The organism is Alloyangia mangrovi, assembly GCF_002300555.2.
GTDB classification, from domain to species: domain Bacteria; phylum Pseudomonadota; class Alphaproteobacteria; order Rhodobacterales; family Rhodobacteraceae; genus Salipiger; species Salipiger mangrovi.
The window spans coordinates 88,727-114,268 of the sequence record NZ_NTHN02000011.1; the positions used below are offsets into that span (position 1 = coordinate 88,727).

21 protein-coding genes, 1 tRNA gene and 1 pseudogene are annotated in these 25,542 nt (G+C 66.3%); 12 read left to right on the forward strand and 11 right to left on the reverse strand.

The annotated features are described in order from the left end of the window. The first annotated feature begins 58 nt into the window (after window positions 1–58). The 4 genes from CLG85_RS08465 to yaaA all read left to right on the forward strand — a co-directional run bounded on the left by CLG85_RS08465 (window position 59) and on the right by yaaA (window position 4,579). A complete protein-coding gene (locus tag CLG85_RS08465; protein ID WP_095883114.1) occupies window positions 59–700 on the forward strand; it encodes a queuosine precursor transporter in 642 nt (213 codons plus the stop codon). A 357-nt stretch (window positions 701–1,057) separates the two neighbouring features. Continuing rightward, complete coding sequence (arfB, locus tag CLG85_RS08470; RefSeq protein WP_095883115.1) at window positions 1,058–1,477, forward strand: alternative ribosome rescue aminoacyl-tRNA hydrolase ArfB; 420 nt, start codon at window positions 1,058–1,060, stop codon at window positions 1,475–1,477. Between the two features lie 228 nt (window positions 1,478–1,705). Continuing rightward, a complete protein-coding gene (gene recQ / locus CLG85_RS08475; RefSeq protein WP_260348702.1) occupies window positions 1,706–3,760 on the forward strand; it encodes a DNA helicase RecQ in 2,055 nt (684 codons plus the stop codon). Window positions 3,761–3,802: 42 nt separating this feature from the next. Beyond that, window positions 3,803–4,579: a peroxide stress protein YaaA gene (gene yaaA / locus CLG85_RS08480; RefSeq protein WP_095883117.1), complete on the forward strand. Its 777-nt coding sequence runs from the start codon at window positions 3,803–3,805 to the stop codon at window positions 4,577–4,579. On the opposite strand, the gene CLG85_RS08485 is transcribed toward yaaA, so the two are convergent. Then, window positions 4,561–6,735: a PAS-domain containing protein gene (locus CLG85_RS08485; protein WP_095883118.1), complete on the reverse strand. Its 2,175-nt coding sequence runs from the start codon at window positions 6,733–6,735 to the stop codon at window positions 4,561–4,563. The two genes, yaaA and CLG85_RS08485, sit on opposite strands and share 19 nt — an antisense overlap. Before the next feature lie 224 nt (window positions 6,736–6,959). Between CLG85_RS08485 and CLG85_RS08490 the strand changes: the two genes are divergently transcribed. Beyond that, complete coding sequence (locus tag CLG85_RS08490) at window positions 6,960–7,514, forward strand: putative glycolipid-binding domain-containing protein (RefSeq protein ID WP_224847612.1); 555 nt, start codon at window positions 6,960–6,962, stop codon at window positions 7,512–7,514. 108 nt (window positions 7,515–7,622) lie between these two features. On the opposite strand, the gene CLG85_RS08495 is transcribed toward CLG85_RS08490, so the two are convergent. After that, entirely contained in the window at window positions 7,623–8,813 is a 1,191-nt protein-coding gene (locus tag CLG85_RS08495; protein ID WP_260348704.1) for an acetyl-CoA C-acyltransferase family protein, read from the reverse strand. A 64-nt stretch (window positions 8,814–8,877) separates the two neighbouring features. Beyond that, window positions 8,878–10,260 (reverse strand): mechanosensitive ion channel family protein, encoded by a 1,383-nt coding sequence (locus CLG85_RS08500; RefSeq protein ID WP_095883893.1) that lies wholly within the window; start codon window positions 10,258–10,260, stop codon window positions 8,878–8,880. A gap of 516 nt (window positions 10,261–10,776) precedes the next feature. On the opposite strand from CLG85_RS08500, the gene leuC reads away from it, so the two are divergent. Beyond that, window positions 10,777–12,198 (forward strand): 3-isopropylmalate dehydratase large subunit, encoded by a 1,422-nt coding sequence (leuC, locus tag CLG85_RS08505; protein ID WP_260348707.1) that lies wholly within the window; start codon window positions 10,777–10,779, stop codon window positions 12,196–12,198. Between the two features lie 137 nt (window positions 12,199–12,335). Further along, window positions 12,336–12,941: a 3-isopropylmalate dehydratase small subunit gene (gene leuD / locus CLG85_RS08510; RefSeq protein WP_095883892.1), complete on the forward strand. Its 606-nt coding sequence runs from the start codon at window positions 12,336–12,338 to the stop codon at window positions 12,939–12,941. A 209-nt stretch (window positions 12,942–13,150) separates the two neighbouring features. Here leuD and CLG85_RS08515 read toward each other — a convergent pair. The 3 genes and pseudogenes from CLG85_RS08515 to CLG85_RS08525 all read right to left on the reverse strand — a co-directional run bounded on the left by CLG85_RS08515 (window position 13,151) and on the right by CLG85_RS08525 (window position 15,064). After that, window positions 13,151–13,817: pseudogene (locus CLG85_RS08515) on the reverse strand (3-oxoacid CoA-transferase subunit B). A gap of 11 nt (window positions 13,818–13,828) precedes the next feature. Continuing rightward, window positions 13,829–14,482: a CoA transferase subunit A gene (locus tag CLG85_RS08520; protein ID WP_095881859.1), complete on the reverse strand. Its 654-nt coding sequence runs from the start codon at window positions 14,480–14,482 to the stop codon at window positions 13,829–13,831. Between the two features lie 435 nt (window positions 14,483–14,917). Next, window positions 14,918–15,064 carry a hypothetical protein gene (locus CLG85_RS08525; protein WP_176476558.1) on the reverse strand — a complete coding sequence of 49 codons (147 nt, stop codon included), beginning with the start codon at window positions 15,062–15,064 and terminating at the stop codon, window positions 14,918–14,920. A 4-nt stretch (window positions 15,065–15,068) separates the two neighbouring features. Here CLG85_RS08525 and CLG85_RS08530 point away from each other — a divergent pair, with 4 nt between their 5' ends. The 5 genes from CLG85_RS08530 to CLG85_RS08550 all read left to right on the forward strand — a co-directional run bounded on the left by CLG85_RS08530 (window position 15,069) and on the right by CLG85_RS08550 (window position 19,237). Further along, window positions 15,069–15,842, forward strand: coding sequence for a hypothetical protein (locus tag CLG85_RS08530; RefSeq protein WP_224847602.1), 774 nt, complete (start codon window positions 15,069–15,071; stop codon window positions 15,840–15,842). Window positions 15,843–15,859: 17 nt separating this feature from the next. Next, complete coding sequence (locus CLG85_RS08535; RefSeq protein WP_176476557.1) at window positions 15,860–16,828, forward strand: endonuclease/exonuclease/phosphatase family protein; 969 nt, start codon at window positions 15,860–15,862, stop codon at window positions 16,826–16,828. Window positions 16,829–16,910: 82 nt separating this feature from the next. Next, window positions 16,911–18,017: a 3-isopropylmalate dehydrogenase gene (gene leuB, locus CLG85_RS08540; RefSeq protein WP_095881858.1), complete on the forward strand. Its 1,107-nt coding sequence runs from the start codon at window positions 16,911–16,913 to the stop codon at window positions 18,015–18,017. Between the two features lie 133 nt (window positions 18,018–18,150). Beyond that, window positions 18,151–19,140, forward strand: a complete 990-nt coding sequence (locus CLG85_RS08545; RefSeq protein WP_095881857.1) for a DMT family transporter — start codon at window positions 18,151–18,153, stop codon at window positions 19,138–19,140. Between the two features lie 20 nt (window positions 19,141–19,160). Next, window positions 19,161–19,237, forward strand: a tRNA-Pro gene (locus CLG85_RS08550). A 159-nt stretch (window positions 19,238–19,396) separates the two neighbouring features. Here the strand turns inward: CLG85_RS08550 and CLG85_RS08555 are convergent. The 5 genes from CLG85_RS08555 to CLG85_RS08575 form a co-directional block, all read right to left on the reverse strand. Then, a complete protein-coding gene (locus CLG85_RS08555; protein WP_095881856.1) occupies window positions 19,397–21,202 on the reverse strand; it encodes an ABC transporter ATP-binding protein in 1,806 nt (601 codons plus the stop codon). A gap of 1 nt (window position 21,203) precedes the next feature. Next, window positions 21,204–22,133 (reverse strand): ABC transporter permease subunit, encoded by a 930-nt coding sequence (locus CLG85_RS08560; protein WP_095881855.1) that lies wholly within the window; start codon window positions 22,131–22,133, stop codon window positions 21,204–21,206. Window positions 22,134–22,146: 13 nt separating this feature from the next. Next, window positions 22,147–23,070: an ABC transporter permease subunit gene (locus tag CLG85_RS08565; RefSeq protein ID WP_095881854.1), complete on the reverse strand. Its 924-nt coding sequence runs from the start codon at window positions 23,068–23,070 to the stop codon at window positions 22,147–22,149. A gap of 67 nt (window positions 23,071–23,137) precedes the next feature. After that, entirely contained in the window at window positions 23,138–24,772 is a 1,635-nt protein-coding gene (locus CLG85_RS08570) for a peptide ABC transporter substrate-binding protein (RefSeq protein ID WP_095881853.1), read from the reverse strand. Window positions 24,773–25,308: 536 nt separating this feature from the next. Beyond that, on the reverse strand, window positions 25,309–25,542 hold a 234-nt coding region (locus CLG85_RS08575; RefSeq protein ID WP_260348708.1), incomplete at its 5' end, for a hypothetical protein.

Genomic DNA, 25,542 nt, shown 5'->3' on the forward strand with positions numbered 1-25,542 from the left:
TCCGTCCGCCCGGCTGGCGGGCCGAGTTCCCCGCCACCTTGTAAAACGGGTCACCCTCATGACACGCTCCTATCTTCCCGGCATTCTTGCCATGGCCGCCACCGTGCTGGCCTCGAACATCCTCGTGCAGATCCTCTTCGGCCAATGGCTGACCTGGGGCGCCTTCACCTATCCCGTCGCCTTTCTGGTCACCGACCTGATGAACCGCCTCTACGGCGTAAGGGCCGCACGCAAGGTGGTGCTCGCCGGCTTCGTCACCGGGGTGATCTGCTCGCTGATCGGCACCCAGGTGATGCTGCAGGGCGATGGCTACAGCTACCCCGCCGTGACGCTGCGCGTCGCCATCGGCTCGGGCGCCGCCTTCCTCGCGGCGCAGCTGATGGATGTGAGCATCTTCGACAAGCTGCGGGACGGTGCCTGGTGGCGCGCGCCCCTGGCGTCCACACTGGTCGGCAGCTCGCTCGACACTGCGATCTTCTTCTCGGTGGCCTTCGCCGGTTCGCTGAGCTTCCTCGAGCCGGGCAACGACGTGTCCTGGGCCAACGAGATGCTGCCGCTGCTCGGCGCTGGCCCGATCGTGCCGCTCTGGGTCTCGCTGGGGCTCGCCGACTGGATGGTGAAGCTGTCGCTGGCGATCCTTGCTCTCGTGCCCTTCCGAATGATCGTTTCGAAGGCACTTTCCTCTAGGGCAATTGCCTGAGGCTGCAAAAACGCTTTGCGGATGTGCTTTTCCATGGCACCCTGAAATTGCGTTTTCAAAACAGCTGAAAGGAGGTGATCCAGTGTCTAGAGAAGCATTGGAGAAGGGTGTTGGGACAGTTCGGAGGGCAGTACGCTAGGGCAGCCCCTGGCGTGAAGGAACCCGAATTGGCGCTGCCCTAACCGGCCCCGCCTCCTTGACGTCTCGAATGGGTCACGCGACAGGCCGCGTGGCCCATTTCCAATTCGACAGCGACGTTCAGAAACGGCCCGCACCCTCACCGGCGCGGGCCGTTTGTGCCTCCGGCGACAGCGCAACCGGCTTGCGCCGCCCCGGCGCCGCGCTAATGTCCGCCCCATGCTGCGCATCACCGACACCATAAACATCGAGGACTGGGAGCTCACCGAGCAGTTCATCCGCGCCTCCGGCCCCGGCGGGCAGAACGTCAACAAGGTTTCCACCGCCGTCGAGCTGCGTTTCGAGGCCGAGCGCTCGCCGAACCTGCCCGGCCCGGTGAAGGCACGGCTCAAGCGCCTCGCCGGGCGCCGCTGGAGCAAGGACGGCGCATTGATCCTGCAGGTCGAGGACACCCGCAGCCAGGCCCGAAACCGCGAGATCGCCCGCGAGCGCCTCGCCGAACTGATCCGCAAGGCGCTGGAAAAGCCGCGCCGCCGCATCGCCACCAAGCCGACGCTCGGCTCGAAGAACCGTCGGATTAAGGCCAAGAAGGAACGCGGCGAGGTCAAGGCCATGCGCGGCAAGGTCGACCCGGATTGAAACCCCGCAAGATGGGGCGCTGCCCCCTCTTCGCTGCGCGAATTCACCCCCGGGATATTTTTGCCTAGAAGAAGACCCCGCCGCGCGGCTTTCTTCTCTTTCAAAATACGCAAACCCGCTGCCCGCCGCAGGGAACACCGCGTCGGATAGGGCGCGGGGCCTTGTTCACCGAATCTTAGTGTGAGAGTCTGCGTTGTAGAGCAGTCACACATAATCAGGCCCCAGCCCATGCCACGCGACACCGCGCCCGCCGAGGCGCTGCTGAAGGATATTTTCGGCTATGACGCCTTCCGTCCCGGTCAGGGCGAGATCGTCGAGGCCGTGGCGGCGGGGCACAACGTTCTGGCCATCATGCCGACTGGGGGCGGCAAGTCGCTCTGCTACCAGCTTCCGGCGCTGCTGCGCGGCGGGTTGACCGTGGTGATCTCGCCGCTGATCGCGCTGATGCGCGACCAGGTGCGCGGCCTGCGCGAGGCCGGAGTGGCGGCGGGCGCGCTGACCTCGGGCAACACCCAGGAAGAGACCGACGCAGTCTGGCAGGCGCTCGAGGACGGCTCGCTGCGGCTCTTGTACCTCGCACCGGAACGGCTCGCCTCGACCGGCACGCAGCGGATGCTGGCGCAGGCAGGCGTCGGGCTCATCGCCGTGGACGAGGCGCATTGCGTCAGCCAGTGGGGGCATGATTTCCGCCCCGATTACCTGCGCATCGGCGAGCTGCGCCGCGCGCTCGGCGTGCCGATCGCCGCCTTCACCGCCACCGCAGACCAGGAAACCCAGGCCGAGATCGTCACTAGGCTCTTCGACGGCCAGCAGCCCGAAACCTTCCTGCGCGGCTTCGACCGGCCCAACATCCACCTCGCCTTTGCGCCCAAGGACAGCCCGCGCGCGCAAATCCTGCGCTTTGCCGCCGCCCGCCGCGGCCGCTCGGGGATCGTCTACTGCGGCACCCGCGCCAAGACCGAAGCGCTGTCGAAGGCGCTCGGAGACGAGGGCCACCCGACCTGCTTCTACCATGGCGGCATGGAGGCCGAGGCCCGCCGCGCCGTCGAGGAACGCTTTGCCACCGAAGACGGTCTCATCGTCTGCGCCACGGTCGCCTTCGGCATGGGGGTCGACAAGCCCGACATCCGCTGGGTCGCCCATGCCGACCTGCCGAAAAGCATCGAGGCCTATTACCAGGAGATCGGTCGCGCCGGGCGCGACGGGGCGCCTGCGGAAACGCTCACGCTCTACGGCGCCGACGACATCCGCCTGCGCCGCGCCCAGATCGACGAGGGCATGGCGCCGCCCGAGCGCCGGGTTGCCGACCATGGAAGGCTCAACGCGCTCCTCGGGCTGGCCGAGGCGCTGGGATGCCGCCGCCAGACCCTGCTGCGCTACTTCGGCGAAGCGGCCGAGCCCTGCGGCAACTGCGATCTCTGCGACAGCCCGCCCGAGGTATTCGACGGCACAGAGGCCGTGCGCAAGGCGCTCTCGGCCGCGCTGCGCACCGGCGAGAATTTCGGCGCCGGGCACCTGATCGACATCCTTCTGGGCAATGAGACCGACAAGGTGCGCCAGCGCGGCCACGATGGGCTGCCGACCTTCGGCGTCGGCAAAGACCTGAAGAAGGGCCAATGGCAGGCCGTTTTCCGGCAGATGATGGGGCGTGACCTTGTCCGCCCCGACCCCGAGCGCCACGGCGCGCTGGTGATGACCGAAGCGGCGCGGCCGATCCTGCGCGGCGAGGAAAGCATCGCGCTGCGCGACGTGATCGACAAGGCCGCCGAGCGCCGCCCGCAGGTCAAGACGCTGGTCCGCGAAGAGGACGCGCCGCTGATGTCGGCGCTCAAGGCCAAGCGCCGCGCGCTGGCCGAGGCGGCCTCGCTGCCCGCCTACATGATCTTCCCCGACCGCACGCTGATCGAGATGGCCGAGCGCCGCCCCGAGACCCTGGACCAGATGGGCGCGATCTCGGGCGTCGGCGCCAAGAAGCTGGAACGCTACGGCGCCGAGTTCCTCTCGGTGATCACCGGCGGGGCCCCGGAAGAGACGCATCCGCTGCGCATGCGCGCCGCGGCGCGCGGCACCGGCGATCTCTACGACCGGCTGATGAGCGCCCAGGCCGAGCTGATCCGCGGCGAGGATGGCACCGAGAAGCCGCTCTCCTGCTCGGCTTCGCTGCTCGCCAAGATCGCCGGTCTGCGCGATCCGGCACCCGAGGATCTGGAGCGGATTCTCGGGGAGCGACGTTTTGTCCGCTTCGGTCCGGCCTTTATGGACCTCCTCGTCGAAGCTGGTTAGAACCGTTCCAAGTTCTGGATCTGTTCAAGGAGTGACCGCGCAATGCTCGTGGTGATTTCGCCCGCAAAGAAGCTGGATTGGGCCCCCCGTGAGACTGAGATGACAACGCCGGATTTCGGCGAGGATGCGCTGGCGCTGGTGAAGACCGCGCGCGATCTCACGCCCGGTGACCTGAAGAAGCTCATGCACCTGTCGGACAGTCTCGCAAATCTCAACCACGAGCGCTTCCGCGACTACGCCGCAGAGCCCGAGATCGAGGCGCTGCGCCCCGCCGCGCTGGCCTTTGCCGGGGATACCTACCAGGGGCTCGACGCCAGCTCGCTCGATCCAGAGGAGATGGACTACGCGCAGGATCACCTGCGCATCCTTTCGGGCCTCTACGGCGTGCTGCGTCCGCGCGACGCGATCCAGCCGTACCGGCTGGAGATGGGCTCGCGCCTGAAGACCAGCCGCGGAAAGTCGCTCTACGATTACTGGGGCGATCAGCTCTCGCAGGCGCTGAACGCCCAGGGCGAGACCACCGGTGCCGAGGTTCTGGTGAACTGCGCCAGCCAGGAGTACTTCGGCGCGGTCGACCCCAAGGCGCTGAAGCTGCGGGTGATCACCCCGCAGTTCCTCGAGGACAAGGACGGCGCGCCCAAGGTGGTCAGCTTCTACGCCAAGCGCGCCCGCGGCGCGATGGCGCGCTTCATCGTCACCCGCCGCATCACCGACCCCGAGGGGCTGCGCGACTTCGACCTCGGCGGCTATGCCTATGACGAGCACCGCTCGACACCGGATCAGCCGGTCTTCATCCGCCCCTATTCCAACGCCGCCTGATCCGCCGGCAGCTCTGACTCCGAGTGCTGCGCGGCCCCCGAGGCCGCGCCCTCCCCACCCCAGCGTTCGATCAGCCGGGCCAGCTCGGCCTTGCGCAAAGGCTTGGTGAGGTAATCGTCGAGCCCCGCCGCGAGCAGCGCCTCGCGATCGCCGCTCATGGCATGGGCGGTGACCGCGATGATCGGCACCCGCGGCCCCTCTCCTTCCAGCGCGCGGATCCGCTGCGTCGCCTCCTTGCCATCCATCCCCGGCATCGAGATGTCCATGAATACAAGGTCTGGCCGCCGCGCCGCGAATGCCCCCACCGCCTCGGCGCCGTCGCAGGCGAAGCGCAGAGCGAGATCGCGCCCCAGCGCCTCGGCCATCTTGCGAAAGACAAGCTGGTTGGTGCGGTTGTCCTCGGCCAAGAGCACGTCGAGACCCGGCAGGGCCGGCGCCTCCTTGGCCTCGGGCACGTCGGGCTCCGCCGCGCCCTCCGCCAGCGGCAGCGGCAGATGAAGCCCGAAGACCGCCCCCTTGCCGAGCTCCGAGGAGACCCGCAGCGCGCCGCCCATCATGTCCACCAACCGCCGGGTGATGGCGAGCCCGAGCCCGGTGCCCTCGAAGCTGCGGTTGCGCGCGTCCTCCACCTGGTTGAACTCACCGAAGATGTGTTCGAGCTTGTCCGGAGAGATGCCGATGCCGGTGTCCTCGACCCGGATCTCGAGCTGCGCGATGACACCCTCGATCCGCCCCGAGACCGAAATCGCCACATGCCCCTCGGCGGTGAACTTCACCGCGTTCCCGGCGAGATTGGTGAGAATCTGCCGGATCCGCCCGGCATCTCCGATGAAGCACCGCGGCAGCTCCGACGGATAGACCACCCGCAGCGCCACGCCCTTCTCCTGCGCCGCAGGCATCAGCAGCCGCGCGACCTCGTCGATGGCGCGGCCGAGATCGAAGGGCTCGGCGGCGATCACCATCCGCTCCGCCTCGATCTTGGAATAGTCGAGAATGTCGTTGATGATCAGCAAGAGAGCCTCGCCCGAACTGCGGATGGTCTCGGCATAGAGCCGCTGCTCGGCACCAAGCGGCCCCTCCATCAAGAGCTCGGCCATGCCCACGACACCGTTCATCGGCGTGCGGATCTCGTGGCTCATGTTGGCGAGGAAGGTGGATTTCGCGTGGCTGGCGATCTCGGCCCGGCGCCGCGCCTCCTCGAGCTCCTGCTGGATGCGCTTGGCCTCGGTGATGTCGATGCGCAGGCCAACCCGCCCGCCGTCCGACACCGGGCGCTCGTAGACCCTCAGCCAGCGCCCGTCGCCGAGCTGCTGCTCGAGCGCGCGTTCGGCGCCGCGATGCGCCGCCAGCCGCTCTTCGAGCCAGGCCTCCTCGCGGCCTTCCGCCTCGAGGTACTGGCCGTGGTCGAGCCCGTACCGCAGGATGTCCTCGAAGACCGCACCGGGAAAGATCGCCGGGGCGCTCGCGGCGTAGATCTCGCGGTATGTGCCGTTGCACATCAACAGCCGGTCCTCGGCATCGTAGAGCACGAAGCCGTCCGGCAGCTCCTCCAGGGCAGACCACATCCGCATCAGGTCGGTGATGTCGAAGCTCAGCGTCACCACCCCGCCGTCGGGAAGGTGCCGGTCCTGCAGCTGCAGGAACTGTCCGGTGTAGATGCGGATGGTTTCGGTGGGGATGGGGTCGGCCTGCCAGCGGGCGGCCATGCGGGCGCGCCAGTCGTCGCCATGCTCGCCCTGCAGGTCGACGATCCCCTCCTCGACCATCATGTCGAGCACATGCGCATAGCCCGCGCCGGGACGGATCGTGTCGAGCCCGTCGAAAAGCGCCAGCCAGGCGGGATTGGCCATCTCCATCCGCCGCTCGGCGTTGAAGCTCGCCAGCCCGTCGCGCATGCAGGCCAGCGCGGTCCAGAGTTGCCCCTCGACCAGCTCGATCTTCTGGTGCGCGGCGCCGAGCTGGGTCTTCACCCGCAGGTTCTCGTCGCGCACGGTGGCAACCTCGGCCCGGGTCTCGGTGATCTCGTGACTGAGCTGGCGCGCGTGGGAATTCAGCTTGCGATTGGCGGCAAAAAGCTCCGCCTGCTTCAACTCCAGCAGGCGCTCCGCCGCGAGGCGCGCGCGCCGTTCCTCGGCCAGCCGTGCCGCGACATCCATGCTACAGGCCCCATGCTCCAAGCCCTCTGCGCCCCCGCCAGAATGGGCGCAGCAAGGTGAAGATCGTCTTAAGAAAACCGATGCAAAACGCCCGCTTGCCTTTACCTATGGGCAGGGGCACCATGGTAAAGCCGACTTTGAGAGGAGTTGGACATGCCCCATTTCATCCCCGGTGCCCCCGGTCGCCCCAACACCGGCCTCGCCACCAGCCCCGGCGCGACCGCATGAGCGAGACGCTGGCCACCATCCGCTGGCGCGCCCTCGACCGCGACGGAGAGGACAAGTGCCGCCTCGCCCGGCACGAAGATGGCTACATGCTGGTCGGCCACGCGCGCTTCCGCGATGGCACCGGCTGGGCGGCGCTCGACTACGTGGTGCGCTGCGGGCCGGACTGGCTGACGCGCAGCGCCGATGTCACCGGCACCGCCGGCGGCGAGGAAGTGCGCACGCGGCTCACCCGGCAGAACGGCGCCTGGCTGCTGAACGGCGAAGAGCAGCCGGGGCTCTCCGACTGCACCGACGTGGATTTTGCCTTCACCCCGGCCACCAACCTGATGCCGCTGCGCCGCCTGCCCGAGGTCGGGCGGCTGAGCGTCTGCGCCGCGTGGCTGCGCCTGCCCGGCCCGCGGCTCGACCCGCTCGACCAGAGCTACACCCGCGAGCGTGGCGGGCTGGTCGGGTACGAATCGGCGCAGACAGGCCATATCGCCCAGATCACCGTCGATCCCCAGGGCTTTCCGACACTCTACCCCGGCCTGTGGAAACGCGTCGAGCTCTGAGCGCCGCGGGACCCTGCCCGCGAAACGCCCCGCTTTCTTCTAGGTGCAAATATCCCGGGGGGTCCGCGCAGCGGACGGGGGCAGAGCCCCCTTTGCACCCCCAGCCCCTCAGACCCGCTCGATGGCCAGCGCGATGCCCTGCCCGCCACCGATGCACATGGTGATCAGCGCCTTGCGCCCGCCGGTACGCTCAAGCTCGTAGAGCGCCTTGACCGCGAGGATCGCGCCGGTGGCGCCGATCGGGTGGCCAAGCGCGATGGCCCCGCCGTTGGGGTTGACCTTCGCCGGGTCGAGCCCCAACCCCTTGTTCACCGCCAGCGCCTGCGCGGCAAAGGCCTCGTTGCTCTCGATCACGTCGAAGTCCGAGAGCGAAAGACCGGTGCGCGCCAACAGGTTTTCCACCGCCGGCACCGGGCCGATGCCCATGACCTCGGGGCGGACCCCGGCGTGGGCATAGCCCAGCACACGCGCCTTCGGCGTCAGCCCCGCTGCCGCAGCGGCCCCGCCGCGCGCCAGCACCAGCGCCGCTGCACCGTCGTTGAGCCCCGAAGCGTTGCCCGCCGTCACCGAGCCTTCACGGTCGAAGGCCGGGCGCAGCCCGGCCAGCTTCTCCAGCGAGGTCGCCTTGGGGTGCTCGTCGGTGTCGAAGGCCACGGTCTCGCGGCGCGAGGCGATCTCCACCGGCACGATCTGCTCCTTGAAGAACCCGGCCTCGATGGCTTTGGCCGCGCGTTGCTGGCTCTCCAGCGCGAAGGCGTCCTGCGCCTCGCGCGAGATGTCGTTCTCCTTGGCCACGTTCTCGGCGGTGATGCCCATGTGGCCGGTCCCGAAGGGGCAGTTCAGCGCGCCGAGCATCATGTCGACGGTGCGGATGTCGCCCATCTTCTGGCCCCAGCGCTGATCCGGGATGATGTAGGGCGCCCGGCTCATGCTTTCGGCACCGCCGACAAGCGCGAAGTCGGCATCGCCCAGCATCAGCGCCTGCACGCCCGAGACGATCGCCTGCGCGCCCGAACCGCAGAGCCGGTTGACGTTCATCGCCGGGGTGGTGTCGGGAATGCCCGCCTGAATCGCGGCGACCCGCGACAGGTACATGTCGCGCGGCTCGGTGTTGAGCACGTGGCCGAAGACGACATGGCCGATCTGGCCGCCCTCGACGCCAGCCCGCTCCAGCGCCGCCTTGGCCGCCGTCGTGCCGAGCTCGATCGGTGGCACGGATTTCAGTGCACCACCGAAGGTGCCGATGGCGGTGCGCGCCCCGCCGAGGATGACGATGTCGTCAGAAAATTCGAAAGACATGACGGCTCTCCCTTTCCGCTGCGTCTGCAAGTCGCGCGGACCATGCCGCAGCGCGGCACGGCTGTCAGCCGGGACGTTCCGTCACCTCGCCTTCGGCCGCCTCCACGCGGGGGGCCGCGGCGCCCTCGCCCAGCACCCGCACCTCGCGCTGCGGGAAGGGGATCGAAATGCCGTTTTCCTTGAATGCGTCCCAGAGCGCGAGGAACACATTGCCCCGGATGTTGGTCAGCCCCTGCGAGGGATCGATGATCCAGAACCGCAGGATGTAGTCGACCGAACTGTCGCCGAAGCCGGTGATGTGGCAGACCGGCGGACGGCTGCTCAGCACGCGGCCGACGCTTTGCGCGGCCTCGATGGCCACCTTGCGCACAAGGTGCGGATCGTCGCCGTAGGAGGTGCCAAAGAGGATATCGACCCGCACCAACTCGTTCGAATGCGACCAGTTGACCACCTGCCCGGTGATCATGTCCTCGTTCGGGATGAGGTATTCCTTGCCGTCGCGGGTGGTGATCGACACGTAGCGCGCGCCGAGCGCGTTGATCCAGCCGAAGGTCTCGCCGATCGAGATCACGTCTCCCGGCTTGATCGACTTGTCGAGCAGGATGATGATCCCCGACACGAGGTTCGACACCACCTTCTGCAAGCCGAAGCCGAGGCCGACGCCGATGGCACCCGAGAGCACCGCGAGTCCCGTCAGGTCGACCCCCGCCAGCTTCAGTGCCAGGAAGAAGGCCGCACCGTAGAGCGCCACCTGCAGGAACTTGACCGCGAGCACCTGCATCGAGGGGCTGATGCCCTCGTTGCGGCGAATGCTCGCCGCGCCGGCGGTGGCCAGGAACCGCGCCAGCGCCACCAGCGCCACCAGGATCACCACCGCCTGCAGGATCAGCCATAGCGAGAGATTGGAGTTGCCGAAGCTGACCGCCGCGCTCTCCAGCAGCGCCTGCGCCTCGTCGGTCAGCCCGAGGATCCAGATGGTCACGTAGCCCCAGGCGCCGTAGCGCACCAGCGAGCGCAGCGCCGGGTTGCCGATCAGCCGGGTAACCAGCGCGATCACCAACCAGGCGCTCGACAGCTGCGCGATGATTTCCAGAAGATAGGTGCGCGACGGCCAGGTGATCTGCTGCATCACGCTGATCACCAGCCAGAGGAGCGCCACGAAGATGATCATCCGCAGCCGCCGGTGCAGCACGACCAGCAGCCTGATGCGCCATTTCGGCCAACCCTCGCGGGCCCGCATCCACTCGTAGATCCATGGCCCGATCAGCGCCCGCAGCAGATGCGCCAGCAGGAAAAGGACCAACGCGATCCCGACCTGGTAGAACATCCAGGGACGCAGCACGATGGCGAGGAAGGTGTCGATCTGCCCCAGCAGGGTCAGCCCGGTCTGCTGCAGCGCCTCGAAGGGCGTCAGGTCGGTCGGCGGCAGATCGGTTTCCGGGTTCATGCGCTCGCGGGTCTCCTCACCCGGGCAGGGTGGCACCACGATCGTTTCGGCTCAAGGGCCTGACGGCCCCTGGCCAAGAGCACCTGCGCTGCACCGGGTGCTCGTCTCAGCGCTTCGGCAGATGCAGGGTGATCTCCTGCGCCTCTGCCTGCGGCAGGCTCCACAAGAGCCCCCAGAGCAGCGTGGCGATCAGGATCAGATGCATGGCATTCATCAAGGACATCGTCTCTCCTCCAATGCGGTAACAAAACTACGCGCCGCCTCCGCGAAAGTTCCAATCGTTGCAGCCGCGCGCGCGACGGGTTGATCGGCGCGCGGCAAAGGAGTATCCCCGCGGCATGACTCGGCTTCTTGACCTCGGCGACCGCGTGCGTCTGCGCGAACGGTTCCACGGCGCGAACTTCACGGTTCTGGCGCGCCTATAAGGCTGTCTTGCAGCCCGCCCCGGCGCGGGGGCTTTCGACCTGCGCCAAGCCCAGCCAAATTCCAAGACATCTACACCCCGAGAGGACCCCCATGTCCGGCAAGACGCTCTACGACAAGATCTGGGATGCCCACGTCGTCCAGCAGGACGCAGATGGCACCTGCCTGCTCTACATCGACCGCCACCTCGTGCACGAGGTCACCTCGCCCCAGGCCTTCGAGGGCCTGCGCATGTCCGGCCGCAAGGTCCGCGCGCCCGAGCGCACCATCGCCGTGCCCGACCACAACGTGCCGACGACGCTCGACCGGGAAAGCGGCATCGAGAACGAGGAGAGCCGCATCCAGGTCGAGGCGCTCGACAAGAACGCCCGTGACTTCGGCGTGAACTACTACCCGGTGAGCGACGTCCGCCAGGGCATCGTGCACATCGTCGGCCCCGAGCAGGGCTGGACGCTTCCCGGCATGACCGTGGTCTGCGGCGATTCGCACACCGCCACCCACGGCGCCTTCGGCGCGCTGGCGCATGGCATCGGCACCTCCGAGGTCGAGCACGTGCTCGCCACCCAGACGCTGATCCAGTCCAAGTCCAAGAACATGAAGGTCGAGATCACCGGCCAGCTGCGCCCGGGCGTCACCGCCAAGGACATCACGCTCTCGGTCATCGGTCACACCGGCACCGGTGGCGGCACCGGCTACGTCATCGAGTATTGCGGCGAGGCGATCCGCTCGCTGTCGATGGAAGGCCGGATGACCGTCTGCAACATGGCCATCGAGGGCGGCGCCCGCGCCGGCCTTATCGCGCCGGACGAGACCACCTTCGAATATGTCAAAGGCCGCCCGCACGCACCGAAGGGCGCGCAGTTCGAGGCCGCGCACTCCTGGTGGAAGACGCTCTTCTCCGATGACGACGCGCATTGGGACAAGGTCGTGACGATCAAGGGCGAGGACATCGCTCCCGTCGTGACCTGGGGCACCTCGCCCGAGGACGTGCTGGCGATCACCGACGTGGTGCCCGCGCCCGAGAGCTTCAGCGGCGGCAAGGTCGAGGCGGCCAAGCGCGCGCTGTCGTACATGGGCCTCGAGGCCGGCCAGAAGCTGACCGACATCAAGATCGACACGGTGTTCATCGGCTCCTGCACCAACGGCCGGATCGAGGACCTGCGCGCCGCGGCCGAGATCCTCAAGGGCAAGAAGGTCAAGGACGGCATGCGCGCCATGGTTGTGCCGGGCTCCGGCCTCGTCCGCGCCCAGGCCGAGGAAGAGGGCCTTGCGCAGATCTTCATCGACGCGGGCTTCGAGTGGCGGCTTGCCGGCTGCTCCATGTGCCTGGCGATGAACCCCGACCAGCTCGCCCCCGGCGAGCGCTGCGCGGCCACCTCGAACCGCAACTTCGAGGGCCGTCAGGGCAAGGGCGGGCGCACCCACCTCATGTCCCCGGCCATGGCGGCGGCGGCGGCGGTCACCGGCCACCTCACCGACGTGCGCGACCTGATGGCCGCGCCGGCCGAGGCGTAAGCGATCCCGGGGTCCCCACGGGGACCCCTTCCCCAAGTCCGGCGGATCCGGCCGGGCACCCGCGCAGCCACATGCCCCGTGCATGAGTTGTGCATCAGATGTGCCCCCGGACCCGCCCCATCCCCAAGGAGGGACAGATGGAAAAATTCGAGAAGCTGACCGGGATCGCGGCGCCCATGCCGCTGGTGAACATCGACACCGACATGATCATCCCCAAGCAGTTCCTGAAGACGATCAAGCGCTCCGGCCTCGGCGTGCATGCCTTCGACGAGATGCGCTACCTCGACGACGGCTCGGAAAACCCCGAGTTCGTGCTGAACCAGCCCGCCTACCGCGAGGCCTCGGTGATCGTCGCCGGCGACAACTTCGGCTGCGGCTCGTCGCGCGAACACGCCCCTTGGGCGCTGGCCGACTTCGGCATCAAGGTGGTGATCTCCACCTCCTTCGCCGACATCTTCTACAACAACTGCTTCAAGAACGGCATGCTGCCCATCGTCATGCCGCAGGACGTCGTGGACGTGCTGATGAAGGATGCCGAGAAGGGCGCCAACGCCCGCATGACCGTGGATCTGGAGAACCAGGTGGTCACCACCTCGGACGGCGAGGAATTCGCCTTTGAAGTCGACCCCTTCCGCAAGCACTGCCTGGTCGAGGGGCTCGACGACATCGGCCTGACCATGGAAAAGGCCGGAGCCATCGACAGCTTCGAGGCACAGGCCGCGCAGTCCCGCCCCTGGGTCTGAGCCTCCGGCACGCGCCGCGAACACGAAGGGCTGTCCCCGCGGGGACAGCCCTTTTCCATTCTCCCCCAACACTTCGCGGGCCCCGCCCTTGGGCTGCCTCCGGCGGGGATATTTGACCCTAGAAGAAGCCGCGGCCCGTATTTCTTCTAGGCTCAAGTATCCCGGGGGAGTCGCGCGCAGCGCGGCGGGGGCAGAGCCCCCTTCCTGCCTCAACAGCTGCGCGTCAGGTCCATCGCCGGGACATCCCCCGTCACGATCAGCGCCGCGCCGGTCGCCGCGCGCACCTCGCCCACTGTGACGCCCGGGGCGGTCTCGATCAGGTGCAGCCCGTCCTCCTCGGGGCGGATCACCGCCATTTCGGTGACAATGAGATCGACCCGCCGCTTGGCGGTCAACGGCAGGGTGCATTCCGGCACGATCTTCGGTGTGCCGTCCTTGGCCGCATGGATCATCGCCACGATCACCCGCTTCGCCCCGGTTACCAGATCCATCGCCCCCCCCCATGCCGGGTACGTAGACCCCGGGAATCATCCAGTTTGCGAGATAGCCGCGCTCATCGACCTGCAGCCCGCCCAGCACCGTCAGGTCGAGATGCCCGCCGCGGATCAGACCGAAGGAAAAGGCGCTGTCGATGGTCGAGGCCCCCGGCACCGCCGAAACGAAGCTGCCGCCCGCGTCGGTGAGATGGCGGTCCGACATGCCCTCGGGCGGGCGCCGCCCCATGCCCACCACGCCGTTCTCGGCCTGGAAGAAGACGCCCATGCCCTCGTCGAGGTGGTCCGACACCAGCGTCGGGATGCCGATGCCGAGGTTGACCAGCGTGTGCGGCTTCACCTCGGCAGCGCAGCGACGGGCGATGAGCTCCTTGGGACCCATAACTGCCTCGGTCATGCCACCCTCCGGATCACGTGATCGACCAATGCGCCGGGGGTCTTCACCGCGTCGGGCGGGATCATCCCCACCGGCACGATCTCCTCGGGCTCGGCGATGACGGTCTTCGCCGCCAGCGCCATGATCGGATTGAAATTTGTCGCGGTGAGCATGTAGGTCAGGTTGCCCACGTAATCGCAGCTGCGCGCAGCGATCAGCGCGAAATCGGCCCTGAGCGGCGGCTCGAGCAGGTAGGGCTTGCCCTCGACCTCGATCACCCGCTTGCCCTCGGCCACCCTGGTGCCCAACCCGGTCGGCGTCAGCACCCCGCCGAGACCCACGCCCGCCGCGCGGATGCGCTCCACCAGCGTTCCCTGCGGCACCAGCTCGACCTCGAGGGTGCCCGCGGCCATCTGCTCCTGCACATCGGGATTGAGGCCGATGTGGCTGCCGATGAACTTGCGCAGGCAGCGTGCCTTGACCAGCGGGCCGACGCCGCAGTCGGGACGCGCCGCGTCGTTGACGATGACGGTAAGATCGCGGCGTCCCGAGGCCGCCAGCGCCGCCACCACCCGGTCCGGCGTGCCTACTCCCATGAAGCCCGAGAGCATCACGCTCGCCCCATCCGGGATCAGCGCCACCGCTTCCTCCACTGTCAGTGCCTGGTACATTGCCGCTCCCTCCGGGTGTCGCTCTGGCATCGGTCAGACCATGGAAACTCTGCGGTCGGCCTTGCGACAGGTCAAACATCTTGGAATTCACCCTGAAGGTGACTATGACGCAGCGCAGCTCGCGCGTGCCGCGCGAGACCCGGCCCAGCCTTCTTCAGGCACACCCGGTTCGGGTCGGTTTCCGTAGTGATTTCCATTGTAAAACAACAGGAAAGAGACAGGAAACCATCCCGGGCGCCGCCGTGCCCCGCGCCTCGGACGACGCGCGCTCGCGCGACACTCTCCCGGCATCGGCATTAGGGGTTGATGCAATTTCGCACCTTTTCGACCATGAAACCGCCAGATTTCGCGCGTCCCTTTCGGGCACACTTGCCGCGCGCTCGGAAAGAAGGCAGAAATTGGGCAATAATGAGGCAATCCGCCAGCGCGGCGGGGTCAGTGAACAACAAGGGTGCAGATCAGCACCCGAAGGGCGACAGGGATGCGGGACAGCATCCGGTCCGGCACGACCGAAAGGGCAGAGATGGTGATCACGCGCTTTGTCAAAGCGGCTGTACGCGCCATTGCAGTGGCCTTGGTCATTGCGATGCCCGCGGTCATGCTGCCCGGCGGCGCGGACATGGCGCAGATCACGGCACTGCTCGCGCTGGTCGCGGCGCTGCTGACCTTTGTCGAATACGTCGGCGACTACCCCTCGATCATCGAGTTCCGCGACGCCCCTCCGTTCAACCGGCTGCGCTTTCTCGCGCTGCTCACCACGGTGCTCGTGCTCACCCTGATCAGCCGGGGCGAGATCGTTCCGTCGCCACTGACGAACGCGCTCGACCGCGTTGCGACCGCGGCGGGCCACTGGCTCGATTTCCCCTTCTCCCCGGTGCGGCTGATGGTGCTGCTGGCCACCAACGAGATGGGCCCCAAGGACGTCGACCGCATCCGCAGCTACGCCGGGCTGGCCTATGCGCTCTCGCTTGTCAGCGTGATCGGCTTCGTGCTGGTGGTACGGCTGCTGAACTGGCCGATCCGCCATGGCGCTTTCAACTTCTGGGTGAACCTGCCGCTCTTCGATCCAACCGTCGGCAAGGATGTGCTCTACCGGCTCAACCGCGACGGCAATGTTAACGTGGCCTTAGGGGTTCTTCTGCCATTCCTGATCCCGGCGGTGATGAAGCTGGCTTCGCAGACGATCAACCTGCTGTCGCTGACCGAGCCGCAGACCCTGATCTGGACGATAAGCGCATGGGCCTTCCTTCCGGCAAGCCTGATCATGCGCGGTGTGGCGCTGGCGCGCATCGCCGCCCTGATCGAGGAAAAGCGCCGCCGCGCCTACGCGCAGGCGGAGGCCGAGGTGCAGACCGTCTGAGCCGGCTGCGGGCGCTTGTGTGCGCCATCCCTCTGACCACCTGCCTGCTGCTTGCCGCCGCGCTGCCGGTAAGGGCCGAAGAGGTCACCCTCGCCACCTGGCACGCCGATCTCAGCCGCAAGGGCCCCGGCCTGCTGCTCCGCGACCTTGCCGAGATGCGCCCGCCCCTGCCCTCTGTGCTGGACGAGATCGCCGCGGCAGAGGCCGATCTCTTGCTGCTGACCGACATGGATTTCGACCTCGGCCTTTCGGCGCTGACCGAACTGCAGGCCCGGCTGAAGGAGCGCGACGCCTCCTATCCCCATGTCTTCGCCCTCAGGCCGAATTCCGGCATGGCAAGTGGCGCCGATCTCGACGGCGACGGCCGGCTTGGCGGGCCGCGCGATGCGCAGGGCTACGGCGAGTTCACCGGCCAGCACGGCATGGCGCTGCTGTCGCGGTGGCCGGTCACACTGGTCGAGGATTTCTCGGCACTGCTCTGGCGCGACCTGCCCGGCAGCCGGATGTTGGCCACGGACCCTGCGGCGCATGTGCAACGGTTGTCCTCGACCGGCCACTGGGTGCTTCGGCTGGAGACCGGCTCCGGCCCGCTGTTGCTCTTCTGCTTTGCCGCCACGCCACCGGTCTTCGACGGGCCGGAGGATCGCAATGGCCGACGCAACGCGGATGAGATCGCGCTCTGGTCGCGCTACATGGATGGCGCGCTCGGCCCTCCGCCTGCCGCGCCTTACCTCTTGATCGGAAACGGCAATCTTGATCCGCAGCAGGGCGATGGCCTGCATGGGGAGATGCAGGAGCGGCTTGCGGATCCGCGTCTTCAGGACCCGCTGCCGGGACTGCCCACCGCCCTTTGGCCCAGCACTGGACCGCTGCGGGTCAGCTACATCCTGCCCTCGGCCGACGTGAAGGTGAGCCATTCGCAGGTCAGGGAGCCGCTGCCGGACCAGGCGCACCGGCTGGTGAGGGTCACGCTTTCGTTTCCCTGAAATTGCGAAACGCCCCTGATTTCTTGACCATTCCGCCCCTCTCCGCTAGGCGATTGCGCAACATTCCGAGGAGAGACTTTCCATGAGCAACCCTTCGCTTCTCATCCTGCCCGGCGACGGCATCGGCCCCGAGGTGATGGCAGAGGTCCGCCGTGTCATCGACTGGTTCGGCGACAAGCGCGGCCTGAAATTCGATGTCAGCGAAGACCTCGTGGGCGGCTGCGCCTATGACGCGCATGGCACGCCGCTGACCGACGAGACCATGGCCAAGGCGCAGGAAGTGGACGCCGTTCTGCTCGGCGCCGTGGGCGGCCCGAAATACGACAAGCTCGACTTCTCGGTGAAGCCCGAGCGCGGCCTGCTGCGCCTGCGCAAGGAAATGGACCTTTACGCCAACCTGCGCCCCGCCCAGTGCTTCGACGCGCTGGCCGACTTCTCGTCGCTGAAAAAGGACGTGGTGGCGGGTCTCGACATCATGATCATCCGCGAGTTGACCTCGGGTGTCTACTTCGGTGAGCCCCGCGGCATCATCAAGGAAGGCAACGAGCGCGTCGGCATCAACACCCAGCGCTACACCGAGAGCGAGATCGCCCGAGTGGCCCGCTCCGCCTTCGAGATGGCGCGCAAGCGGAACAACAAGGTCTGCTCCATGGAGAAGGCCAACGTGATGGAATCGGGCATCCTGTGGCGCGACGTCGTGCAGGAAATCCACGACGCCGAGTATCCCGACGTGGAACTGAGCCACATGTACGCCGACGCCGGCGCCATGCAGCTCACCCGCTGGCCCAAGCAGTTCGACGTGATCGTCACCGACAACCTCTTCGGCGACCTGCTGTCCGACCTCGCGGCGATGCTGACCGGCTCGCTCGGCATGCTGCCCTCGGCCTCGCTGGGTGCGCCGATGGCCAACGGCCGTCCCAAGGCGCTCTACGAGCCGGTGCACGGCTCGGCCCCCGACATCGCCGGCCAGGGCAAGGCGAACCCTATCGCCTGCATCCTCAGCTTCGCTATGGCGCTGCGCTACAGCTTCGACAAGGGCGACGAGGCGACCCGCCTCGAGCAGGCGATCGAAGCCGTTCTCGCCAAGGGCTACCGCACCGCGGACCTGCTCGGCGAGGAAGGCAAGCAGCCGGTCTCGACCTCGGAAATGGGCACCGCGATCCTCGAGGCGCTCGACGAGAGCCTCTGAGCCGCACCTGCGGTGAACGATTGAGCGGGGCGGCCAAGGGCCGCCCCGTTTTCATGTTCCGCACGGTCCTTCGTTGAATTCCCACCATTTGGCGCTAACCCTTGGCTCCAAGTCGGAACGAATGGACCAGCACATGGGATCTAACGCAAAAGGCGCGCTCATCGCGCTGATTACCTTTGGCATTTACTCGACTCACGACGTCATCGTGAAATTCCTCGGCGCCGACTACAGCCCAGTGCAGATCGTCTTCTTCTCGGTGTTGCTGAGCTTCCCGCTGGTCAGCCTCATGCTGATCCGCGACACGACCGCCGGCAACCTGCGCCCGATCCATCCGTGGTGGACCGCCCTGCGCACCGTCTCGGCGGTGATCACCGGGCTCTGCGCCTTCTACGCCTTCTCGGTGCTGCCGCTGGCGCAGACCTATGCGATCATCTTCGCGCAGCCGCTGCTGATCACCGTGCTGGCGATCCCCATCCTTGGCGAGCAGGTGCGCCTTCGCCGCTGGATGGCGGTTCTGGTGGGTCTGGCGGGGGTCATCGTGGTGCTGCGCCCCGGCGCCACCGAGCTGACGCTGGGCCATGCCGCCGCGCTGGTGGCAGCGGTCTTCGGCAGCCTTTCGTCGATCATCGTGCGCAAAATCGGCCAGGAGGAGCGCTCGGTTGTGCTGCTGCTATACCCGATGATGGCGAACTTCATCATCATGGGCTGCGCCCTGCCGTTCGTCTATCACCCGATGCCGATCGAGCATCTTGGCGGCGTCGCGCTGATGGCGCTTCTGGCGTTGGCCGGTGGTGCGCTGCTGATCACCGCCTACCGCTCGGGCGAGGCGGTGATCGTCGCCCCGATGCAATACTCGCAACTCCTCTGGGCCACGCTTTATGGCGCGCTCTTCTTCAACGAATATCCCGATTCCATCACCCTTCTCGGGGCGGTGCTGATCATCGGCAGCGGCGTCTATATCGTGCTGCGCGAGGGCCGTGCGAAGTCCTCCGAGAACACCCCGGTGCTGCGCACGCGCACCCGGATCGAGTTTGGAACCACGCTGCGGGTCGGCCCTCTGCTGCGCATGATGAAAAGGCGTGAAAAAGGGGCGAATAGGCCCTTGCCAAAGACCGGAGCCTAGGGTACTCCGCGCGGCACGGTCGGAGTGTAGCTCAGCCTGGTAGAGCACTGTCTTCGGGAGGCAGGGGCCGGAGGTTCGAATCCTCTCACTCCGACCATTTACACAAAGGCGCCCTTCGGGGCGCCTTTTGTGTTTTCGGTGCCAAGATCGGCGACCTGCGCGAGCCGGTTTTGCGGCCTTCTGCCCTCACTCAGGGGCCGGCAGAAAAAAAAGGCGGGCCCAAAGGCCCGCCCCTGTCTTTGGCTCTGCGCCCCCTTCAGGCCGCGTCGGACTTCATGATCCGTTCGAGGTCGTCATGCTCGGCCACGTAATGGCCCGGCGCGATCTGGTCGAGCTGCGGCACGTAGTCCACGTCACCCGCCGCCAACCGCGAGGGCAGGAAGCGCAGTGCCGCCTTGGCATCGAGCGGCGAAGGCAGCTCGCCGGGCAGGCGGATGCGGGTGCGCGCACGCTCCGCCACCGGGTCGGGGATCGGCACGGCCGAAATCAGCGACTGGGTGTAGGGATGCGCGGGCTGCGCGCAGATCGTCTCGGCGTCGCCCATCTCGACCACGCGGCCGAGGTAGAGCACCATGATGCGGTTCGAGATCTCGCGCACCACCGACAGGTCGTGCGAGATGAACAGCATCGACATGCCGAACTCGGCCTGAAGCTCCTTCAGCAGCTTCACGATTTGCGCCTGGATCGACACGTCGAGCGCCGAGACCGCCTCGTCGCAGATGATCAGCTTGGGCCGGTTGATCATCGCCCGGGCGATACCCACGCGCTGGTTCTGGCCGCCCGAGAGCTCGTGCGGGTAGCGGTTGTACTTCTCCGGCTCCAGACCCACGCGGGTCATCATCTTGAGCACTTCCTCGCGCCGCTCGCTCTTGGTCAGCTCGGGGCGGTAGGTCTTCAGCGGCTCGGCGATGGAATCGGCGATGGTCATCCGCGGATCGAGGCTGGCCAGCGGGTCCTGGAAGACGATCTGAAGGTCCTTGCGTTCCTTCTTGAGCGCCTGCTTGTCCATCGCGTGCAGCGGCTTGCCAAGCCAGCTGACGTTGCCGCCGGTGGGATCGACCAGCCGCAGCACGGCGCGGGCGAGCGTGGACTTGCCGCAGCCGGACTCGCCAACGATGCCCAGCGTCTCACCGGCGCGCAGGCCGAAGCTGACGCCGTTGACCGCTTTCAGCGGCACGGTCTTGCCGAAGAGCCCGCCCTCGATCTTGATCGGGAAGTGCACCTTCATGTCGTCGACGCGGAGGATTTCCTTGCCCTCGACCTTGCCGCCGGCCTCCCCCTTGTCGATGCGCGGCATCGAGTCGAGCAGGCGGCGGGTGTAGTCGTGGCGCGGCTGCGAGAAGATCTCGGTGACCTCGCCTTCCTCGACGAACTCGCCAAGGCGCATGACCTTGATGCGGTCGCACATGCGCGCCACCACGCCCATGTCATGGGTGATGAGGGCAATGGCGGTGCCGAGCTCGCGCTTGAGCTGGTCCATGAGGTCGAGCACCTCGGCCTGCACGGTCACGTCAAGCGCGGTGGTCGGCTCGTCGGCGATCAGCAGCTTGGGCTCGCAGAGCATCGCCTGGGCGATCATCACGCGCTGGCGCATCCCGCCAGAAAGCTCGTGCGGATACTGCTTGAGACGACGCTTGGCTTCGGGGATCCGCACGCGCTCGAGCCAGTCGAGGCAGTGCTTCTCGGCGTCGCGGCCCGACAGGCCCCGGTGCACCTTCAGCACCTCGGCCATCTGCTCGCCCACCTTGAGGTGCGGCGTCAGCGCGGTCAGCGGGTCCTGGAAGATCATCCCGACCTTGTCGCCGCGCACCTTGTTGAGCTGCGAGACCGGCAGGTTGAGGATTTCCGAGCCCTGCAGCGTCACCGAGCCGGTGGCCCGACCGTTCTTCGGCAGCAGGCCCATGGCCGCCATGAAGCTCTGCGACTTGCCCGAGCCCGACTCGCCGACGATGCCGAGGCATTCGCCCTCGCGGATGTCGAAGGACACGCCCTTGACCGCCTGAACACGGCCGTCCTGGGTTTCGAAACCGACCTTGAGGTCTTTCACGGAAAGAATGGTCATGTCAGCGATCCTTCGGGTCGAGGGCGTCACGCAGGCCATCACCGATGAAGAACATCGTGATGATGATGGTGACGTAGAAGAACAGCGGGAAGAGAAGCTGCCAGAGCGTGCCGTAGCCCATGGTGCCCGCGCCTTCGGCGATCAGCCGGCCGAGCGAGGTCATGGGTTCCGAGATGCCGAGGCCCAGGAACGAGATGAAGCTTTCGGCAAGGATCATCTCGGGCACCAGCAGCGAGGCGTAGACGATGACCACGCCGATGAGGTTGGGCAGGATGTGGCGGAAGATGATCGCACTTTCGCTCACACCGCCGGCGCGGGCCGCCTCGATGAACTCGCGGGTCTTCAGGGTCAGGGTCTGGCCGCGCACGATACGCGCCATGGTGAGCCAGGAGACCGCGCCGAGCGCGATGAACAGGGTGACGAAGTTGCGCCCTGCCACCACGAGGATGAGGATCAGGATCAGCGTCAGCGGGATCGCCAGAAGGATGTCAACGATGCGCATCATGATGCTGTCGAGCCGGCCGCCGTAGAAGCCCGCGATCACGCCCCAGGCGGTGCCAACGAGCAGCGCCATGGCGGCACCGATGAGGCCCACCAGCAGCGAGGTCTGGGTTGCCTGGATGGTGCGCGCGTAGAGGTCACGGCCCAGTTCGTCGAGGCCGAAGAAGTGGCCGGTCTCGATCGAGGGCGCGCCCTGCGCGAGGATGTCGCCCATGCGGGCCCAGTCGATCTCCTCGTTGTCCCAGACCGCGAAATGCGGCCCGATGATCACGAAGGCCACGATCAACGCCAGAACGACGACGCTGGCCATGGCGGCCTTGTTGCGCACGAAGCGCGCCATGGCGTCGCGCAGGAGCGAGCGGCCGCGGACGGCCTTGAAGTCGGTGATGTCGGCGGCCAGTTCCGCCGCCTTTTCGGATTTTCCGAACACGGGGTCAGCCTCCTCAGTAACGGATTTTCGGATCGAACCAGGCGTAGGCCAGGTCGGTCAGCAGGTTCACGATGACGGTGAGCGCGCCGTAGAGGATGGTCACCCCCAAGAGCACCGCGTAGTCGCGGGTCAGCGCCGAGCTCACATAGGACTGACCGAGCCCGCCCGTCGAGAAATAGAGGTCGACGAAGACCGAGCCGGTGAGCACGTAGACGAAGACCGGGCCGAGGTAGGAGATCACCGGCAGCAGCGTCGGCTTCATCGCGTGGCGCCAGACGATGGCGCTGTTGCTCAGGCCCTTGGCCCGGGCGGTGCGGATGAAGTTCGAGTTCAGCACTTCCAGCATGGACGAGCGCGTGATCCGCGCGATCGAGCCCATGTAGGAGGTGGAGAGCGCGATCACCGGCATGATCAGATACTGCCACTGGCCACCGTTCCAGCCGCCACCCGGCAGCAGGCCGAGCCAGAGCGTGAAGGTCAGGATCAGGATTGGGCCCATGATGAAGTTCGGCAGCGCCTGCGCGGCAATGCCCAGCGACACCGCGAGGTAGTCGACCCAGCTGTTGTGGCGGATGGCGGCGGCGATACCAAGGCCCACACCGACGGCGGTGGCGGCCAGGAAAGACAGCGCGCCATAGGTCAGCGAGATCGGGAAGCCCTGCGCGATGATATCGTTCACGCTGCGGTCCTTCTGTACGAAGGACGGGCCGAAATCGAAATGCACGACGATGTTGTAGAAATAGTCCCAGAGCTGTTTCCACAGCGGCTGGTCGAGACCGTATTGCGCGTTGATGTTGGCCAGCACTTCGGGCGGCAGCGGCCGCTCCGAGGTGAAAGGCCCGCCCGGTGCAACATGCATCATCAGGAAGGACGCGACGACCAGCAAACAGATCGTCGGGATCGCGACCAGCAGGCGGCGAATGACATAGGTCAGCATTCTGGAGGATCCGGAAAAGGGCGCCGCCCCCGCAGCACGGAGCGCAGGGGCGGCGGGTTAGAGGTGGTTATTCGGCGATCTTGTAGAGATTGCGCGAATACCAGTTCTGCTCGACGTTCTCGGTCGGCCAGTTCCCTACGTCGCTGTCCATCATGTAGACGCCCGCGTAGTGGTAGATCGGGATCACCGGCGTGTCGGTTGCGATGATCTCTTCTGCCGCGGTGTAGAGCGGCGTGGTGTCCCCGGCCGTCTTCGCCTCTGCGAGCAGCTTGTCGTACTCGGGGTTGGCGTACTTGCCGTCGTTGTAGCCCGATTCGCTCTGAATCAGGTCGAGGAAGGTCGAGGCCTCGTTGTAGTCACCACACCATGCGCCGCGCGCCATGTCGAAGGCCTGGCGACCACGGGTGTCGAGGAAGACCTTCCACTCCATGTTTGCCAGCTTGGCCTGCACGCCGAGCTTCTGTTTCCACATCTGGGTCATCACCACGGCGATCTTCTCGTGCGCCTCCGAGGTGTTGTACATGACTTCGAAGCTGAGCGGGTTCTCGGGGCCGTAGCCGGCCTCTGCCAGGAGCTCCTTGGCCTTGGCGTCGCGCTCGGCCTGGGTCATCGAAGCCATCTCGCTCTGCGGCGGGGTGAAGCCGGCAACCGCCTCGGGGGTGAAGCTGTAGGCCGGCGGCTCGCCGCCCGCTTTCACGTTGTTGGCGATGATGTCACGGTCCACGGCCAGCGACAGCGCCTGGCGGACCTTCGGGTCCTTGAACGCCTCGGGGCCGGAGTCGCTGAGGTTGAACGTGTAGTAGTAGTTGCACAGGCGCGGGAAGCTGATCGCCTCTTCCGGGTGCTCCTTCTTCAGGCGCGGGAACTGGCCTGCGGGCACGTCGGTGCGGTCGAGCTCGCCGGCGAGGTAGCGTGTCAGCGCCACGTTCTCATCGGTGATCACCAGCGCGACGGTCTTGTCGAGGATGGTGTGCTCGTTGTCCCAGTACTTGGCATTGCGCTCGCGCACGATACGCTCGCCCGGGCGGTACTCGGTCAGCACGTAGGCGCCGTTGGAAACGATGTTCGCGGGCTTGGTCCACTCGGCACCAAACTCCTCGATCACCTTCTGCGGCGCCGGGAAGGTCGTCGAATGGGTGGTCATCTGCGGGAAATAGGGGACCGGGGTGCTGAGGGTGACCTCGAAGGTATGTGCATCCAGCGCCTTCACGCCCAGTTCCTCGGGGGCCATCTCGCCGGCAACGATCGCCTTGGCATTGGCGACCGACATCAGTTCCATGAACCACTGGTAGGGAGAGGCGGTCGCCGGGTCGACGGCGCGGCGCCAGCCATAGACGAAATCCTCGGCGGTGACCGGATCGCCGTTCGACCAGACCGCGGTGTCGCGCAGGTGGAACGTGTAGGTCAACTTGTCGTCGCTGATGTCGAAGCCGGTTGCGACACCGGGCTCGAGGTTGCCCTCCTCGTCCTGGTTCATCAGGCCTTCGAAGAGGTCGCGAACCACGTCCGAGCCGTCAACATCTTCGACGATCTGCGGGTCGAGCGAGCTGATGTCGTCGAGCAGGCGGTAGGTGAAGGTCTGGTCCGCGGCCAGTTCCTCGCCGGTTTCCGGATGGGTGGCGGCGGTGGCGGCGGTGATCCCTGCAACGAGCATGGTGCTCGACAGAAGGGCGGTCATCGTCAGTCGCGAAATGCGGGTCATATCCTCTCCCTGTAGCGGTGACTTGCTATTCGGTTTTTGCGCGCTCCCATTCCGTTAGGCAAGAAGCGGCCCCGGAAGCCCGGGATTGCGAATTGAAGCAAAATACCCAGCCTTGGCAGTGCCGCAATGCACTTGCACGTGATGACGTTACGTAGGCGGCTATTCATTTCCGAAGGCATCGGGATATAATTCCATTTAGGTCACCGCGCGAAGCCCAGAAGAAATATCCTACGCAGTTGATTACTGAGTGACGGCTGAAGGATGGAGGTGCGCGAAGTGATTCGGTCGCCGGAGACTTGCGGAGATTGCCTGCATCGCAGGGCCTTGTGCACCAGTGCCTTCAGCGACCCATCGCCAACAGAGCTGTGGTGGCGAGGACTATTTCCGATAATGCTGGGGATGCCTCGAATAAAGAATAATGGATATACTAAATATTTCGAGACTCTATGAAGGAACGGATATTCAAATTTTTTCACATGGATATCACTGAGCAGGGTCGGAAAGTGGAATATAATTCAACCCATATCTTCCGAAATTCACGCAAGAAAACTGACATTCACCGTCACGTCGACAGAATAATAATTCGAAAACAAGTCTTGCCCGTCATATATCTCGAAACGAGCTACTCTCGCATACAGGTGAAAACTCTTTGAATTTGGTGATTTGGCGCGTGAGCTTAAAGACAAGCCTTCCACATCCCTGCGCCGAAACGCGTAAAGCGCCCGTTTGGGCGCTGGCGGTGGATTGTGATCTGGGTTTTGGTTGCGGGA